Origin of the sequence: Pseudomonas sp. (assembly GCF_049645325.1) — a bacterium.
Classification (GTDB): domain Bacteria; phylum Pseudomonadota; class Gammaproteobacteria; order Pseudomonadales; family Pseudomonadaceae; genus Aquipseudomonas.
In genome coordinates this window covers 21,818-35,941 of record NZ_JBARTQ010000553.1, presented here as the reverse complement: position 1 = coordinate 35,941, position 14,124 = coordinate 21,818, and the positions used below count along the sequence as shown (strand labels likewise).

The following is a 14,124-nucleotide window of genomic DNA, read 5'->3' as shown; positions in this document are numbered from 1 at the left end:
GGTGAGCGGGCTTGCCCGCTCACCACAGTGACAGCGTCTGCAGTTCCGGGGTTAGCCCGGTACGCGGCGGATTTTAGCGCCGAGCATTTGCAGTTTTTCTTCGATGCACTCGTAGCCACGGTCTATGTGGTAGATGCGGTCGATCAGGGTGTCGCCTTCGGCGCACAGTGCCGAGATCACCAGGCTGGCCGAAGCACGCAGGTCGGTCGCCATCACTGGCGCGCCCTTGAGCTTGTCGATGCCGGTGACGATGGCGGTGTTGCCTTCGACCTGGATCTTGGCGCCCATGCGGTGCAGTTCATACACGTGCATGAAGCGGTTTTCGAAGATGGTCTCGATCACGGCACCGGTGCCTTCAGCAATCGCGTTCAGGGAAATGAACTGCGCCTGCATGTCGGTCGGGAACGCCGGGTAAGGCGCGGTACGCACGTTGACGGCTTTTGGCCGCTTGCCGTGCATGTTCAGCTCGATCCAGTCGTCGCCGGTAGTAATTTCGGCACCGGCTTCCTTGAGCTTTTCCAGCACCGCTTCAAGGATGGTCGGATCGGTGTCCTTGACCTTGACGCGGCCGCCGGTGACGGCAGCAGCCACCAGGTAGGTGCCGGTCTCGATGCGGTCCGGCATCACTTTATAGGTGGCCGAGTGCAGGCGCTTCACACCGTCAATGGTGATGGTGTCAGTGCCGGCGCCGGTGATGTTGGCACCCATGGCGATCAGGAAGTTGGCCAGGTCGACCACTTCAGGCTCGCGCGCGGCGTTTTGCAGGACGCTGCGACCGTTGGCCAGGGCAGCCGCCATCATGATGTTCTCGGTACCGGTCACGCTGACGGTATCAAAGAAGAAGTTGGCGCCACGCAGGCCGCCTTCCGGCGCTTTGGCCTTGATGTAGCCGCCTTCGACGTCGATGGTCGCGCCCATGGCTTCAAGGCCACGGATGTGCAGGTCCACCGGACGCGAGCCAATGGCGCAACCGCCAGGCAGGGCCACTTCGGCTTCGCCGAAACGGGCAACCATCGGGCCGAGCACCAGGATCGACGCACGCATGGTTTTCACCAGTTCGTACGGGGCGATCAGGGTCTTGATGGTGCGTGGGTCGATTTCGACGGACAACTTCTCGTCGATCACCGGCTCAATGCCCATGCGACCGAACAGTTCGATCATGGTAGTGATGTCGTGCAGGTGCGGCAGGTTGGCCACGGTTACCGGGCCATCGCACAGCAGGGTCGCCGCCAGGATCGGCAAGGCGGAGTTTTTCGCACCGGAAATGCGGATCTCGCCATCAAGGCGGCCACCACCGGTAATAATCAATTTATCCATAAGAATCTCGACGCCTTGGGGGCTCAGGTGCGCTCGGCCCAGGCCGCGCGGCTGAAAAATTTCATAGTGACCGCATGGATGCTGCCATCGGTGATCCATGGGTTCAAATGGGCATAGATCTGCTGCTGACGCTTGACCGGGCTCAGTGCCGCCAGTTCATCGCTAATCACGTTCAGCTGGAAATTGCAGCCTTCGCCTTCAACTTCTACAGTCGTTTCCGGCAGCTTTCCTTCAAGGAAGCTCTTAACTTCTAGGGCCTGCATGCTCAACCTCTATCGGCGCCCAGTGCGCACGGGTCGCACATCATACAAAAAAGCCCCGCGCCTGCGAACCCCGCATAGCAGGACTCTGACGGGGGGCTTCATTGATAATGGGTATTAAGGATGCGCCAACAGCTCGGTCAGACCGGAAACCTCGGCAATTTCACGCATATCCTCGGGCAATGCCCGGACGCTCACCGGCTTTTTAGCCGCTTGCGCATCACGCATGAAGCACAACAGCAACGACAAGCCGACGCTGCTGGACTTGGTCACCGCCGAGCAATCCAGCACCAGCGCGGGCGCGGTACTGGCGCTGATCAGTGCCTGGCCCTGCTTGCGCAGGTCAGGCCCGGAGCGGTAATCGAGCACGCCACTGATGAACAACTCGCCGGCGTCGCCAAGACGAACAGCCGACTCGGTCATTGTGCAGGCTTCCCGGCAGCTTGCTTGTCGGTTTCTTCCTTCGCTTTAGCGACTTCACCGGCCCAACCATTGATGGTCTTGTCCAGGTCATTGCCATTACGCTGCATCGCGTCGGCGAACTGGTCACGGAACAGCTTGCCGATGTTGATGCCATTGATGATCACGTTGCGCAGTTTCCAATCGCCGTTGACCTTCTCCAGCGTGTACTGCACAGGGTAGACCGCGCCGTTGGTGCCCTTGACGGTCATGCCAACGCTGGTGCGGTCGCCCGACTCATCCTTGGCAGGGTCGACGGTGATGCCCTGGTTGTTGTATTCCAGCAAAGCGTTGCCGTAGAACTGGAACAGGCCCTTTTTGAAGTTTTCCTGGAAGGTCTGCATCTGCGCAGGCGTCGCCTTGCGCGAATACTTGACCGTCATGATGCTGCGGGAAATGCCTTCGGCATCGACCACCGGGCCGACAATGGTATTCAGCGCATCGTAGAACTTGGTGGGATCTTGCTTGTACTGCTCTTTGTTGGCAGTCAGGTCAGCCAACATCTTGTTGGTCGTGTCCTGCACCAGATCGTGCGCAGAACCTGCCGCGTTGGCCATCAGCGGCAGCGCTGCAAGCAGTACCAGCAGGCCACGTCGCAAGGTAGAGATCATGAACAGATTCCTCATTTGGCGTCTTTATTGACCGTATTGAGCAGGAATTTACCGATCAGGTCTTCAAGCACCAGCGACGACTGTGTGTCGTGGATGGTCGAACCATCCTTGAGCAGGGCTGTTTCCCCGCCCACGCTGACACCGATGTACTTCTCGCCCAGCAGACCCGCAGTGAGGATAGATGCAGTGGAGTCAGTTGGCAGGTTATCTACCTTCTTGTCGACTTGCATGGTCACTCGCCCGGTGAAGCTGTCGCGATCCAGATCGATTGCCGTGACCTTGCCGATGGTGACACCGGCCATGGTCACTTTAGCTCTGACAGTCAAACCGGCGATATTGTCGAAGTACGCATAAAGTTTATAAGTGTCGGCCGTAGGGCTGGCCGAAAGGCCACTGACCCGCAGGGCCAGCAACAGTAAAGCCAGGATGCCAGCCAGCAAGAAAAGGCCGACACCGATTTCCACAGTGCGGTTTTGCATCAGAAATCTCCAAACATCAAGGCGGTCAAAATAAAGTCAAGGCCCAGTACCGCCAGCGAGGCGTACACAACGGTCTTGGTAGTGGCGCGACTGATCCCTTCTGAAGTGGGCTCACAGTCATAGCCTTGGAATACGGCGATCCAGGTCACAACAAAGGCGAAAACGATGCTCTTAATGACGCCATTGAGCACATCACCACTGAAGGTCACGCTGTTCTGCATGTTGCCCCAGTAGGAACCGTCGTAGACGCCCAACCAGTCAACCGCTACCCACGAACCGCCCCAGATGCCCACCACGCTGAAAATCATCGCCAGCAGCGGCAGGGAAATGAAGCCGGCCCACAGGCGCGGCGCAACAATGTACTTGAGCGGGTCCACGCCGATCATTTCCAGGCTGGACAACTGCTCGGTGGACTTCATGTTGCCGATTTCAGCGGTCAACGCAGAACCCGCGCGACCGGCAAACAGCAAGGCGGTTACGACCGGCCCAAGCTCGCGCAACAGCGTCAGGGCGACCATCTGCCCCACCGCCTGCTCCGAACCATAGCTGGAAAGGATGTTGAATCCCTGCAACGCGAGCACCATGCCGATGAAAATCCCGGACACCACGATGATCACCAGGGACATCACACCCACTGAATGCAGTTGCTTGAGCAGCAGGCCGAAGCCCCCACCGATGCCGCCACGGCCAAGCAAGGCGTGAAACAGGAAAATCGTCGAACGCCCGAGCACTTCGACCATATCGATACCGGAGCGACCGAACAGGCGCACCTTCTCGATTAAAGATTTCTTGCGCATCAGCGCTTCCCCAGAAGATCTGAGCGGTAGTCCGCTGCCGGAAAATGAAAAGGCACCGGGCCATCAGGATCGCCGGTCATGAATTGGCGAATGCGCGGGTTATCAGCGTTCATCAGCTCTTCGGGCGTGCCCTGCCCCAGCACCTGGCCATCGCCTACTACATAAAGGTAGTCGGCAATGCTCGCGGTTTCGGCCAGGTCGTGGGAAACCACGATACTGGTGATCCCCAGCGCATCGTTGAGCAGGCGGATCAGGCGCACCAACACGCCCATGGCGATCGGGTCCTGACCTACGAAGGGCTCGTCATACATGAGGATCTGCGGGTCAAGGGCAATCGCTCGCGCCAGGGCGACCCGGCGCTTCATGCCGCCGGACAACTCGTCGGGCATCAAGTCGATAGCGCCACGAAGGCCCACGGCCTGCAGCTTCAACAGCACGATGTCGCGAATCATTTCATCGGACAGCTGGGTATGCACCCGCAGCGGAAACGCTACGTTTTCGAATACGTCGAGGTCGGTAAACAGCGCGCCGCTCTGGAACAACACGCCCATGTGCTTGCGCGCATCGAACAGATCGCTGCGCGACAGCGTCGGCAGGTTCTGGCCATTGACCCACACTTCGCCGGCACTGGGCCGCAATTGCATGCCCATCAGGCGCAACAGAGTGGTCTTGCCGCAACCGGAAGGCCCCATGATGCCCGTGACTTTGCCGCGGGGAATGCGAATATCGACGTTATTGAAGATGCTGCGCGTACCGCGCTTGAAGGTAAGACCCTTCAGCTCGACCGCGTAGGCGTTATCGGCACTCATCTAATCTCCTTGGGATGCAGCCTTTCACTCAGACACCATGTTTGCGACATTCGTTTGCAACGGATGCGCAATAGTTAGCCACATGGGTTGGGCGGACCGAACTGGCGGCGAACTATATCACTGCTGATGCAGAGCCCCCAAGGCCGGAACAGCGCTCGTTCAGATTATGGACAGGGAAAAAATTGTTGCTGAGCATGAATCTCAGGCACTTCGGAATAAAGCCTGACGAACTTGCGTGAGGGAATTGATCATTACCGCTATAATCGCCGACTTTTCGTCAGGCTATACGATTTCAGACATGAGCCAATCCAGCGACCTTATTCAATCCGCACAACGCACTATCCGCCTAGAGCTTGAAGCCGTAGAAGGCTTGCTGGCCCATATCGACGCGGATTTCGTGCGCGCCTGCGAAATGATTCTGGCCAGCAAGGGCCGCGTGGTTGTGGTCGGAATGGGCAAATCCGGCCACGTCGGCAACAAAATCGCCGCCACCCTGGCCAGCACCGGGACCACGGCGTTTTTCGTCCACCCGGCCGAAGCCAGCCACGGCGACATGGGCATGATCACCAAGGATGACATCATCCTGGCGCTGTCCAACTCCGGCACCACCAACGAAATCGTGACCTTGCTGCCGCTGATCAAGCGTCTGGGCATCAAGATGATCAGCCTCACCGGCAACCCGGACTCGACGCTGGCCAAGGCCGCCGAAGTGAACCTCAATGTGCATGTGGCCCACGAGGCCTGCCCATTGAACCTGGCGCCGACCTCCTCCACCACCGCCGCCCTGGTCATGGGCGATGCGCTGGCGGTTGCCCTGCTGGAGGCCCGCGGGTTTACGGCTGAAGACTTCGCATTTTCCCACCCAGGCGGCGCACTTGGCCGACGCCTGCTGCTGAAAGTGGAAAACGTCATGCACGCAGGCGATGAATTGCCCCACGTCCAGCGCGGCACGCTGCTCAAGGACGCGCTGATGGAAATGACGCGCAAAGGCCTGGGCATGACGGTGATCCTGGAGACCGACGGGCGCCTGGCCGGGGTGTTCACCGACGGTGACCTGCGCCGCACGCTCGACCGCACCATTGATATCCACACCGCGACCATCGATGCGGTGATGACGCCACATGGCAAGACTGCCCGCCCAGAAATGCTCGCAGCCGAAGCCCTGAAAATCATGGAAGACCACAAAATCGGCGCGCTGGTGGTGGTCGACAACGATGACCGCCCGATCGGCGCCCTGAACATGCACGACTTGCTGCGTGCGGGAGTGATGTAAATGACCAGCGACCTGTTGCAACGCGGCAAACACATCAAATTGGCGATTTTCGACGTCGATGGCGTGCTGACCGATGGCCGCCTGTACTTCCTCGAAGACGGCAGCGAATTCAAGACGTTCAACACCCTCGACGGCCAGGGCATCAAAATGCTCATGGCGGCGGGCGTGCAAACGGCGATCATCAGCGGTCGAAAAACACCGGTTGTGGAACGTCGCGCACAAAACCTGGGGATTCCTCACCTGTATCAAGGCCGCGAGGATAAACTGGTGGTTCTGGACGAGCTTCTTGGTCAACTCAACCTAAGCTATGAGCAGGTCGCCTATTTGGGCGATGACCTGCCCGACCTGCCGGTCATTCGCCGGGTCGGGCTGGGCATGGCCGTCGCCAACGCGGCAGCCTTTGTTCGCGAACACGCACACGGCATCACGACCGCCCGTGGCGGTGAAGGCGCCGCCCGCGAGTTCTGCGAATTGATCCTGCGTGCCCAGGGCAGCCTTGAAGCGGCCCACGCCGCCTACCTATAGAGCGTTTTATGCTGAGCAAAAAAATTCGCAACTTCCTGCTATTCGGAGTCATTGCCGCGCTGTTCCTGGCGGTTGGCTACTGGAATATCAGCCCGGAGCGCTTCCTCGACAAGCCTGTCGCACAGGTTGACGCAGGCGCTATCGACTATTACGCCACCAATGCCTACAGCGTGCAGTTCCTGCCGGACGGCAAGGTGCAGTACGAGATGACCGCTGACAAAGTCGATCATTTAAAGGTCTCCGAGGTCACATTGCTGACCAAGCCGGACATGAACCTGTACCGCGGCACCGAATTTCCGTGGCACGTCACCAGCGAGCGTGGCGAGGTCAACCCGGACGGCACCCAAGTGGAACTCATCGACTCGGTACGCGTTGCACGCACTGACGACAAGAACCGCGACACCATCATTACAAGCAGTCGCATGACCGTTTTCCCACAACAGCAATATGCGCAGACCGAGCAAGACGTTAGAATCGACGGCGCTGGCGGTGTATCGACTGGCAAGGGAATGAAAGCGTATTTGAAAGAAAGCAGGATACACCTGCTATCGAACGTAAGAGGACAGTATGAGGCTCGTTAAAACTCTCCCTATTTTGCTCAGTCTGGGCGCAGCACTGGGAAGCGTGAGCGCCTGGGCTCTGCCGAACGATAGCGAGCAACCGATCCATATTCAGGCTGACGATGCTCAACTGGATGACAAGCAAGGCGTGGCGACCTACACCGGCGCTGTGATCATCACCCAAGGCTCGATGAAAATCACCGGCAACACGGTGACGCTCACGCGTACCCCGGCTGGCGATATCGACGTGGTGACCTCGGTGGGCAACCTGGCTTACTTCGAACAGAAGCAGGCCGCTGCAGACCCCGCTCCGATGAAGGGCTATGGCCGGACCATCCAGTACCACGCCCAGCAGAACCGCATCATCCTGATCGATCAGGCCCGGGTTGTCAGCAGCGACGGCAACACGACAGACGGTGAAAAAATCACTTATGACACCGTGAAACAGATCGCCCAGGCGGGCCGTGCCACTGGCGCCAAGATCGGTACTCCGAAGCCGCGCATCGACATGGTTATCCAGCCGAAGCAGAAAGAAGGCGCCGCACAGCCTGCGCCTAAACCCGCTGCGAAGAAGACGAACTAATGGCAACCCTGAAAGCCCAGCATCTGGCCAAGGCCTATAAAAGCCGTCAGGTCGTGCGCGATGTCAGCCTGTCGATCGACAGCGGCCAGATCGTCGGCCTGCTCGGCCCTAACGGTGCCGGCAAAACCACGTGCTTCTATATGATCGTCGGGCTGGTCCAGGCGGATCAGGGCCGTGTATTGATCGACGACTTGGACGTCAGCCACCAGCCGATGCACGGGCGTGCACGCGCAGGTATCGGCTATCTTCCCCAGGAAGCGTCGATCTTCCGCAAACTGTCGGTAGCCGACAACATCATGGCGATCCTTGAGACCCGCAAGGAACTCGACCGCGACGGCCGCCGCAAGGAGCTGGAAAGCCTGCTGCAGGAATTCCACATCAACCACATCCGTGACAACCTCGGCATGAGCTTGTCGGGTGGTGAGCGTCGCCGGGTGGAAATCGCCCGCGCATTGGCCACCGCGCCGAAGTTCATCCTGCTGGACGAACCGTTTGCCGGCGTCGACCCTATCTCGGTCGGCGACATCAAGCAGATCATCCACCACCTCAAGGCCAAGGGCATCGGCGTATTGATCACTGACCACAACGTCCGTGAGACGCTCGATATCTGTGAAACGGCGTATATCGTCAACGATGGCCAGCTGATCGCCGAAGGCGATTCCGCGACCATCCTGGCCAACGAACTGGTCAAGGAAGTGTACCTGGGCCACGAGTTCCGCCTGTAAACAGTGTGGTGTCACGGCTGTTCGCCAAGACGCGCGGGAGTCAATAAAAAGCTCTGTTTTTTTATTGTTACCGCGCTCTAGGCAAAGCACCCGATATCAGGCATATAATTTGCTTATGTTTGGCGCTCACGCGCCCTGTCGTGGATGGCGCATTGCGCCGGCGAATAAGGTGTTAAGCCCCTGCCATGAAACCATCGCTAGTCCTGAGAATGGGCCAGCAGCTGACGATGACACCGCAGCTGCAACAGGCCATCCGCCTGCTCCAATTGTCGACCCTGGACCTGCAACAGGAAATCCAGGAGGCCCTGGAGTCCAATCCGATGCTCGAACGCCAGGAAGAAGGCGACGACTTCGATAATGCAGACCCGCTGGCAGACAACATCGAGCAAAAACCCAACTCCGACGTGCAAGAGCCCTCCTACCAGGAAACCGCCCCTACGGTGGATAACCTTGAGGAAGGCGAATGGAACGAACGCATTCCCAACGAGCTTCCCGTGGACACCGCGTGGGAAGACGTTTACCAGACCAGCGCCAGCAGCCTGCCCAGCAATGACGATGACGAGTGGGACTTCACCACCCGCACCTCCGTCGGCGAGAGCCTGCAGAGTCACTTGCTGTGGCAACTGAACCTGGCACCGATGTCCGACACCGATCGCCTGATCGCCGTCACCTTGATCGACTGCATCAACAATCAGGGCTACCTGGACGAAACCCTTGAGGAAATCCTTGAGGCATTCGACCCGGAACTGGATATCGAGCTGGACGAAATTGAAGCGGTCCTGCACCGCATCCAGCAATTCGAGCCCGCCGGCATTGGCGCCCGTACGCTCAGCGAATGCCTGCTGCTGCAATTGCGCCAGCTGCCCGCCAAAACCCCATGGCTCAGCGAAGCCCAGCGCCTGGTCACCGACTACATCGACTTATTGGGCAGCCGCGACTACAGCCAGCTGATGCGGCGCATGAAGCTCAAGGAAGATGACCTGCGCCAGGTGATTGAGCTGGTGCAAAGCCTTAACCCGCGCCCGGGTTCACAGATCGAGTCCAGCGAAGCCGAATACGTTGTCCCTGACGTGATCGTGCGCAAGGACAACGAGCGCTGGCTGGTGGAGTTGAACCAGGAGTCGGTGCCACGCCTGCGCGTCAACCCGCAGTACGCAGGGTTTGTGCGCCGTGCCGACACCAGCGCCGACAACACGTTTATGCGCAACCAGTTGCAGGAGGCGCGCTGGTTCATCAAGAGCCTGCAAAGCCGCAACGAAACCCTGATGAAAGTGGCCACTCAGATCGTCGAGCACCAGCGCGGCTTCCTGGAGTACGGCGACGAAGCGATGAAACCGCTGGTGCTGCATGACATTGCCGAAGCCGTGGGCATGCACGAATCGACGATTTCTCGCGTCACCACACAAAAATTCATGCATACCCCACGGGGTATTTATGAGTTGAAATACTTTTTCTCCAGCCATGTCAGCACCTCCGAAGGCGGCGAATGCTCGTCCACGGCGATCCGCGCGATCATCAAAAAACTGGTTGCCGCGGAAAATCAGAAAAAGCCATTGAGTGACAGTAAGATCGCTGGTTTACTGGAGGCACAAGGCATTCAGGTCGCCCGTCGAACCGTCGCCAAGTACCGCGAGTCCCTCGGGATCGCGCCTTCCAGCGAGCGTAAGCGTTTGATGTGACGGGCGGGCCATAGCGTTCCAGTGGCGGGTATTCCTACCCGCCGCTTTATGCACTGGCAACGAAGGAGAAGCTGTATGCAAGTCAACATCAGTGGACACCATGTAGAAGTCACCCCTCCACTGCGCGACTATGTCGAGCAGAAGCTGAAGCGGCTTGAGGGTCATTTTGACAAGATCACCAACGTGCAAGTCATCATGAAGGTCGACAAGCTTCAGCAGAAAATCGAGGCAACCCTACAGATTCCCGGTGGCGAAATAGTCGCCAATGCCGAGCATGAAGACATGTATGCATCAATCGATGCCTTGACTGACAAGCTTGACCGCCAACTTAAAAAGCATAAGGAAAAGAATCTGCACCTGATGCAAGGTACAGGTCGTTAACTCTCCCCCCATGATCCGACTTGAAACCATCCTGACCCCCGGCCGTTCCCTCGTGAACGTGCCGGGCGGCAGTAAAAAGAAAGCCCTCGAAGAAATTGCCAAACTGATCAGCCGCGAAGTGCCTGAGCTGGATGAGCAAATTGTGTACGAGTCGCTGATCGCCCGTGAAAAACTCGGTTCAACCGGTTTTGGCAACGGCATCGCCATTCCTCACTGTCGTCTTCAAGGCTGTGAATCGCCAGTCAGCGCTCTGCTGCACATGGAAAAACCAATCGATTTCGATGCCATCGACGGTGCTCCGGTCGACCTGCTGTTCGTTCTGCTGGTCCCGCAAGCCGCCACCGATGCGCACCTGGAACTGCTTCGGCAGATCGCCAGCATGCTCGACCGCAAGGAAGTACGCGACAGACTGCGCAGTGCCAAAAGCAACGAGGCGCTCTATCAGGTTGTTCTGGATGAACAAAACGGGCAGTAATCATGCGTTTGATCATCGTCAGCGGCCGGTCCGGCTCGGGTAAAAGTACTGCTCTCAACGTTCTGGAGGACAGTGGCTTCTATTGCATCGACAACCTGCCCGCCGGCCTGCTGCCGGAACTGGCGGAAAGAGCACTGATCCATACCGAATTGGCGCAACCCCTGGTCGCCGTTTCGATTGATGCGCGCAACCTGCCCAGCCACCTCTCGCGATTCCCTGAATTGCTCGAAGAAGTGCGGGCCAAGCACATTCATTGCGACGTGCTGTACCTGGATGCCGACGAAGAGACGCTGCTCAAGCGCTTCTCTGAAACCCGTCGCCGTCACCCACTCAGCAGCCCTCATCGCTCCCTGGCCGAAGCCATCGAGGACGAAACCACGCTGCTGGGCCCGATCATTGACCTCGCCGACCTCAAGATCAACACCACCGGGCTGAACCTGTATCAGTTGCGCGACGCCATCAAGCTGCGCCTGCTGAACCAGCCGGAGCCTGGCACGGCATTTCTCGTCGAGTCGTTTGGTTTTAAACGCGGCATGCCAGTGGATGCCGACCTGGTGTTCGATGTGCGCTGCCTGCCCAACCCATACTGGAAGCCGGAACTGCGCGACCAGTCGGGGCTGGATCCGGCCGTAGCCGAGTACCTGGCTGCGCAACCGGATGTCGAGGAAATGTTCCAGGACATCTCCAGCTACCTGCTCAAATGGTTGCCGCGTTTCGCCGCGAGCAATCGGGCTTATGTCACCATTGCCATTGGCTGCACCGGTGGTCACCACCGTTCCGTCTACCTGACCGAGCGTCTGGGCCAGGTGCTGCAACAAACTCTCAAGAACGTCCAGGTCCGCCACCGCGACCTTAGCTGAAAGGAACACCCCCGCGATGCCCGCTCTGGAAATTGAAATCATCAACAAGCTGGGCCTGCACGCCCGGGCTTCCGCCAAGTTCGTCGGCGTTGCGGGGCAGTTTCCCTGCCAGATTCGCGCCGGGCGCACCCCGGAATCCATGGTCGATGGCAAAAGCATCATGGCCATGATGATGCTGGCCGCCGGCAAGGGCACCAAAATTCATCTGAAGACGGAAGGTGAGCAAGAGCAGGAAGCGCTGGACGCACTGGTCGCGCTGATCAATAACTTCTTTGATGAGGGTGAGTAAACCCACCCCCTACTGAGACAGGTGAAGCCGCAACGGCTTCACCCTAGTGCCGTATCCATCACCATCATCAAACAAAACCCGATGCACAGCCCCAGGCTGGCGAGCTTTTCGTGGCCGTTACGACGTGATTCAGGGATCACTTCGTGAGTCACGACCAGCAGCATCGCCCCCGCCGCCAGCGCCAACCCCAACGGCAGCAGCACCTCGGCCAAGCTGACCAGCCAGGCGCACAGCACGGCAAACACCGGCTCGACCAAACCTGAAGCGGCGCCAATCAAGAACGCCTTGACCCGCGACATGCCCGCCCCAGCCAGCACCAGTGCAATCACCAACCCTTCCGGTACATCCTGCAAGGCAATGCCCATGGCCAAGCTGTCGGCGTCCGGCATGCCTCCACCGGCAGAAACGCCCACGGCCATGCCTTCCGGGATGTTGTGGGCAATGATGGCAAATACGAATAGCCAAATGCGTGGTGGAATCACCGGTTTTTCCGGCGTGCCCACCAGCATTTCCGGGCTGGCGCCCGAGACCTTGCGATCAACCAAATACAACCCGAACGCCCCGAGCATGATGCCGAAGCTGATCAACCCACTGGCGCCCCAAGGCGAGAGCCCCAGGCTCTCGGCAGCACTGATACCAGGCACCACCAGCGAAAACGCCGTAGCCGCCAGCATCACCCCGGCACCAAAACCCAACAAGGTATCGCTCAGCGCCACCGGCATGCGGCGAATCACCAACACCGGTACCGCGCCCAGCGCCGTGCCGAGCGCGCATATCGCCCCGCCCTGCAAAGCTCGCAAGATGCGCGGTTCAAGGTCAAGCCAGGCCAGCCCGTGGGCCACCAGCAACGCAATACCTGCCAACAGCAGCAGCGAGCCCAATGCATAACGGCACATTCGCCCGCTGCTGATCGCCAGTGTTTCAGTGCCCATAGTCGGCCTTAGATCTTGTTATAGGATGAATGTCAGGCCAGGGCGGCCTGGTAGCGCGCGGCGACTTCCGGCCAGTTGATCACGCTATAGAAGGCGTTGATGTATTCCGGGCGACGGTTCTGATAAAGCAGGTAATAGGCATGCTCCCAGACATCGAGACCGAGGATCGGCGTGTTGCCATTCATCAACGGGCTGTCCTGGTTACCGCTGCTTTCCACCACCAAGGTCTTTTGCGGGGTCACGCTCAGCCAGGCCCAACCGCTGCCGAAGCGGGTCAGGGCGGCCTTGGTGAAGGCCTCTTTGAAGCTGTCGAAACCGCCCAGTTGCTCATCGATGGCCTTGCCCAGCGCGCCTTCAGGTTTGCCGCCGCCTTTGGGCGACATTACCGCCCAGAACAACGAATGGTTGGCGTGGCCGCCGCCCTGGTTGATCACTGCCGCGCGGAGTTTTTCCGGCAGTTGCTGGACGCTGGACACCAGCTTTTCCACCGGCCAACCCGCGAACTCGGTGCCCTCGACGGCCGCGTTGAGGTTGTTGATGTAGGTCTGATGGTGCTTTGTGTAGTGAATCTCCATGGTTTGCGCATCGATATGCGGTTCCAGGGCATCGTAGGCATAGGGCAAGGCAGGCAAGGTGTAGGTCATATCAATGAGCTCCGTAATAAGGACTGTTGCGGGTCGACGCATCCGGTTGCGCCGCAGTGCCGCCCAACAAGCGATGTGTGCGTGGGTATTCGCCGTAATCGCTGATGAAATTCAAGAGTTCGACGTAGGTCTTGCTGCTCTGGCGCAGCGCCGCCTCGCGCAGTTGCGGGCTCAGGCGCGGGTCCTGCATGGTCTGCAGCAGGCGCTGGTGAATGGCGCAGAGGTATTCCGCGCTCTCCTCCGGCTGGTTCAGGCGCAGGTGCAGGTCTGCCAGGTTGTGATGGGAAATGACGCAGACGGCCACTGCTTCGTCGGCATCCGCCCAACGCTCGAATAACACTTGAGCCAGCGCCAGGGCTTGCAAATAGGCCTCGCGAGCATCGACCAGATCGCCCTGCATAAAGCAGCGATTAGCCCGTTCGATCGTGCGTTTCCAGTGCTCCATGGTGAGCCTCCAAAGCAGGGT

The 14,124-nt window shown here is 59.0% G+C and carries 20 protein-coding genes; 10 read left to right on the top strand and 10 right to left on the bottom strand.

Annotated features, from left to right (window positions below; all coding sequences use genetic code 11):
- Nucleotides 1-51 precede the first annotated feature (51 nt).
- The 7 genes from murA to WBB95_RS23210 form a co-directional block, all read right to left on the bottom strand.
- Nucleotides 52-1,317: a UDP-N-acetylglucosamine 1-carboxyvinyltransferase gene (murA, locus tag WBB95_RS23240; protein ID WP_424489692.1), complete on the bottom strand. Its 1,266-nt coding sequence runs from the start codon at nucleotides 1,315-1,317 to the stop codon at nucleotides 52-54.
- 23 nt (nucleotides 1,318-1,340) lie between these two features.
- Nucleotides 1,341-1,580 (bottom strand): BolA family protein, encoded by a 240-nt coding sequence (locus tag WBB95_RS23235; protein ID WP_003188597.1) that lies wholly within the window; start codon nucleotides 1,578-1,580, stop codon nucleotides 1,341-1,343.
- 114 nt (nucleotides 1,581-1,694) lie between these two features.
- A complete protein-coding gene (locus tag WBB95_RS23230; protein WP_424489691.1) occupies nucleotides 1,695-2,000 on the bottom strand; it encodes an STAS domain-containing protein in 306 nt (101 codons plus the stop codon).
- Nucleotides 1,997-2,647: an MlaC/ttg2D family ABC transporter substrate-binding protein gene (locus WBB95_RS23225; protein ID WP_424489690.1), complete on the bottom strand. Its 651-nt coding sequence runs from the start codon at nucleotides 2,645-2,647 to the stop codon at nucleotides 1,997-1,999. Before WBB95_RS23225 ends, WBB95_RS23230 begins: the two co-directional genes overlap by 4 nt.
- An 11-nt stretch (nucleotides 2,648-2,658) precedes the next feature.
- Complete coding sequence (mlaD, locus tag WBB95_RS23220; protein ID WP_005784855.1) at nucleotides 2,659-3,126, bottom strand: outer membrane lipid asymmetry maintenance protein MlaD; 468 nt, start codon at nucleotides 3,124-3,126, stop codon at nucleotides 2,659-2,661.
- Nucleotides 3,126-3,923, bottom strand: coding sequence for a lipid asymmetry maintenance ABC transporter permease subunit MlaE (gene mlaE / locus WBB95_RS23215; RefSeq protein WP_424489689.1), 798 nt, complete (start codon nucleotides 3,921-3,923; stop codon nucleotides 3,126-3,128). Before mlaE ends, mlaD begins: the two co-directional genes overlap by 1 nt.
- Entirely contained in the window at nucleotides 3,923-4,732 is an 810-nt protein-coding gene (locus WBB95_RS23210; RefSeq protein WP_003171811.1) for an ATP-binding cassette domain-containing protein, read from the bottom strand. Before WBB95_RS23210 ends, mlaE begins: the two co-directional genes overlap by 1 nt.
- A 298-nt stretch (nucleotides 4,733-5,030) precedes the next feature.
- Between WBB95_RS23210 and WBB95_RS23205 the strand changes: the two genes are divergently transcribed.
- The 10 genes from WBB95_RS23205 to WBB95_RS23160 all read left to right on the top strand — a co-directional run bounded on the left by WBB95_RS23205 (nucleotide 5,031) and on the right by WBB95_RS23160 (nucleotide 12,082).
- A complete protein-coding gene (locus WBB95_RS23205; protein ID WP_424489688.1) occupies nucleotides 5,031-6,005 on the top strand; it encodes a KpsF/GutQ family sugar-phosphate isomerase in 975 nt (324 codons plus the stop codon).
- On the top strand, nucleotides 6,006-6,530 hold the full coding sequence (locus WBB95_RS23200) for a KdsC family phosphatase (protein WP_017738753.1): 525 nt from the start codon (nucleotides 6,006-6,008) through the stop codon (nucleotides 6,528-6,530).
- A gap of 8 nt (nucleotides 6,531-6,538) precedes the next feature.
- Nucleotides 6,539-7,111, top strand: coding sequence for an LPS export ABC transporter periplasmic protein LptC (gene lptC / locus WBB95_RS23195; protein ID WP_424489687.1), 573 nt, complete (start codon nucleotides 6,539-6,541; stop codon nucleotides 7,109-7,111).
- On the top strand, nucleotides 7,098-7,673 hold the full coding sequence (gene lptA / locus WBB95_RS23190; RefSeq protein WP_424489686.1) for a lipopolysaccharide transport periplasmic protein LptA: 576 nt from the start codon (nucleotides 7,098-7,100) through the stop codon (nucleotides 7,671-7,673). The genes lptC and lptA overlap by 14 nt, the downstream gene beginning before the upstream one ends.
- Nucleotides 7,673-8,398 carry an LPS export ABC transporter ATP-binding protein gene (lptB, locus tag WBB95_RS23185; RefSeq protein ID WP_003171806.1) on the top strand — a complete coding sequence of 242 codons (726 nt, stop codon included), beginning with the start codon at nucleotides 7,673-7,675 and terminating at the stop codon, nucleotides 8,396-8,398. The genes lptA and lptB overlap by 1 nt, the downstream gene beginning before the upstream one ends.
- A gap of 185 nt (nucleotides 8,399-8,583) precedes the next feature.
- On the top strand, nucleotides 8,584-10,077 hold the full coding sequence (locus WBB95_RS23180; RefSeq protein ID WP_424489685.1) for an RNA polymerase factor sigma-54: 1,494 nt from the start codon (nucleotides 8,584-8,586) through the stop codon (nucleotides 10,075-10,077).
- Between the two features lie 75 nt (nucleotides 10,078-10,152).
- Nucleotides 10,153-10,458, top strand: a complete 306-nt coding sequence (gene hpf, locus WBB95_RS23175) for a ribosome hibernation-promoting factor, HPF/YfiA family (protein WP_424489684.1) — start codon at nucleotides 10,153-10,155, stop codon at nucleotides 10,456-10,458.
- Nucleotides 10,459-10,468: 10 nt separating this feature from the next.
- Nucleotides 10,469-10,933 (top strand): PTS IIA-like nitrogen regulatory protein PtsN, encoded by a 465-nt coding sequence (ptsN, locus tag WBB95_RS23170; RefSeq protein ID WP_424489683.1) that lies wholly within the window; start codon nucleotides 10,469-10,471, stop codon nucleotides 10,931-10,933.
- A 2-nt stretch (nucleotides 10,934-10,935) separates the two neighbouring features.
- Nucleotides 10,936-11,793 (top strand): RNase adapter RapZ, encoded by an 858-nt coding sequence (gene rapZ / locus WBB95_RS23165; RefSeq protein WP_424489682.1) that lies wholly within the window; start codon nucleotides 10,936-10,938, stop codon nucleotides 11,791-11,793.
- 16 nt (nucleotides 11,794-11,809) lie between these two features.
- Nucleotides 11,810-12,082, top strand: coding sequence for an HPr family phosphocarrier protein (locus WBB95_RS23160; RefSeq protein WP_233319858.1), 273 nt, complete (start codon nucleotides 11,810-11,812; stop codon nucleotides 12,080-12,082).
- Nucleotides 12,083-12,120: 38 nt separating this feature from the next.
- Here WBB95_RS23160 and WBB95_RS23155 read toward each other — a convergent pair whose 3' ends face one another.
- The 3 genes from WBB95_RS23155 to WBB95_RS23145 are packed head-to-tail and all read right to left on the bottom strand — an operon-like array spanning nucleotide 12,121 to nucleotide 14,103.
- On the bottom strand, nucleotides 12,121-13,014 hold the full coding sequence (locus WBB95_RS23155; protein ID WP_424489681.1) for a ZIP family metal transporter: 894 nt from the start codon (nucleotides 13,012-13,014) through the stop codon (nucleotides 12,121-12,123).
- Nucleotides 13,015-13,046: 32 nt separating this feature from the next.
- Nucleotides 13,047-13,658, bottom strand: a complete 612-nt coding sequence (locus WBB95_RS23150) for a superoxide dismutase (protein WP_101266549.1) — start codon at nucleotides 13,656-13,658, stop codon at nucleotides 13,047-13,049.
- 1 nt (nucleotide 13,659) lies between these two features.
- Nucleotides 13,660-14,103 (bottom strand): hypothetical protein, encoded by a 444-nt coding sequence (locus WBB95_RS23145; RefSeq protein ID WP_424489680.1) that lies wholly within the window; start codon nucleotides 14,101-14,103, stop codon nucleotides 13,660-13,662.
- Between the last annotated feature and the right edge of the window lie 21 nt (nucleotides 14,104-14,124).

Bases quoted from the DNA above. Each gene is read 5' to 3' on its own strand.
- murA (WP_424489692.1), bottom strand. From the start codon at position 1,317: ATGGATAAATTGATTATTACCGGTGGTGGCCGCCTTGATGGCGAGATC.
- WBB95_RS23235 (WP_003188597.1), bottom strand. From the start codon at position 1,580: ATGCAGGCCCTAGAAGTTAAGAGCTTCCTTGAAGGAAAGCTGCCGGAA.
- WBB95_RS23230 (WP_424489691.1), bottom strand. From the start codon at position 2,000: ATGACCGAGTCGGCTGTTCGTCTTGGCGACGCCGGCGAGTTGTTCATC.
- WBB95_RS23225 (WP_424489690.1), bottom strand. From the start codon at position 2,647: ATGATCTCTACCTTGCGACGTGGCCTGCTGGTACTGCTTGCAGCGCTG.
- mlaD (WP_005784855.1), bottom strand. From the start codon at position 3,126: ATGCAAAACCGCACTGTGGAAATCGGTGTCGGCCTTTTCTTGCTGGCT.
- mlaE (WP_424489689.1), bottom strand. From the start codon at position 3,923: ATGCGCAAGAAATCTTTAATCGAGAAGGTGCGCCTGTTCGGTCGCTCC.
- WBB95_RS23210 (WP_003171811.1), bottom strand. From the start codon at position 4,732: ATGAGTGCCGATAACGCCTACGCGGTCGAGCTGAAGGGTCTTACCTTC.
- WBB95_RS23205 (WP_424489688.1), top strand. From the start codon at position 5,031: ATGAGCCAATCCAGCGACCTTATTCAATCCGCACAACGCACTATCCGC.
- WBB95_RS23200 (WP_017738753.1), top strand. From the start codon at position 6,006: ATGACCAGCGACCTGTTGCAACGCGGCAAACACATCAAATTGGCGATT.
- lptC (WP_424489687.1), top strand. From the start codon at position 6,539: ATGCTGAGCAAAAAAATTCGCAACTTCCTGCTATTCGGAGTCATTGCC.
- lptA (WP_424489686.1), top strand. From the start codon at position 7,098: ATGAGGCTCGTTAAAACTCTCCCTATTTTGCTCAGTCTGGGCGCAGCA.
- lptB (WP_003171806.1), top strand. From the start codon at position 7,673: ATGGCAACCCTGAAAGCCCAGCATCTGGCCAAGGCCTATAAAAGCCGT.
- WBB95_RS23180 (WP_424489685.1), top strand. From the start codon at position 8,584: ATGAAACCATCGCTAGTCCTGAGAATGGGCCAGCAGCTGACGATGACA.
- hpf (WP_424489684.1), top strand. From the start codon at position 10,153: ATGCAAGTCAACATCAGTGGACACCATGTAGAAGTCACCCCTCCACTG.
- ptsN (WP_424489683.1), top strand. From the start codon at position 10,469: ATGATCCGACTTGAAACCATCCTGACCCCCGGCCGTTCCCTCGTGAAC.
- rapZ (WP_424489682.1), top strand. From the start codon at position 10,936: ATGCGTTTGATCATCGTCAGCGGCCGGTCCGGCTCGGGTAAAAGTACT.
- WBB95_RS23160 (WP_233319858.1), top strand. From the start codon at position 11,810: ATGCCCGCTCTGGAAATTGAAATCATCAACAAGCTGGGCCTGCACGCC.
- WBB95_RS23155 (WP_424489681.1), bottom strand. From the start codon at position 13,014: ATGGGCACTGAAACACTGGCGATCAGCAGCGGGCGAATGTGCCGTTAT.
- WBB95_RS23150 (WP_101266549.1), bottom strand. From the start codon at position 13,658: ATGACCTACACCTTGCCTGCCTTGCCCTATGCCTACGATGCCCTGGAA.
- WBB95_RS23145 (WP_424489680.1), bottom strand. From the start codon at position 14,103: ATGGAGCACTGGAAACGCACGATCGAACGGGCTAATCGCTGCTTTATG.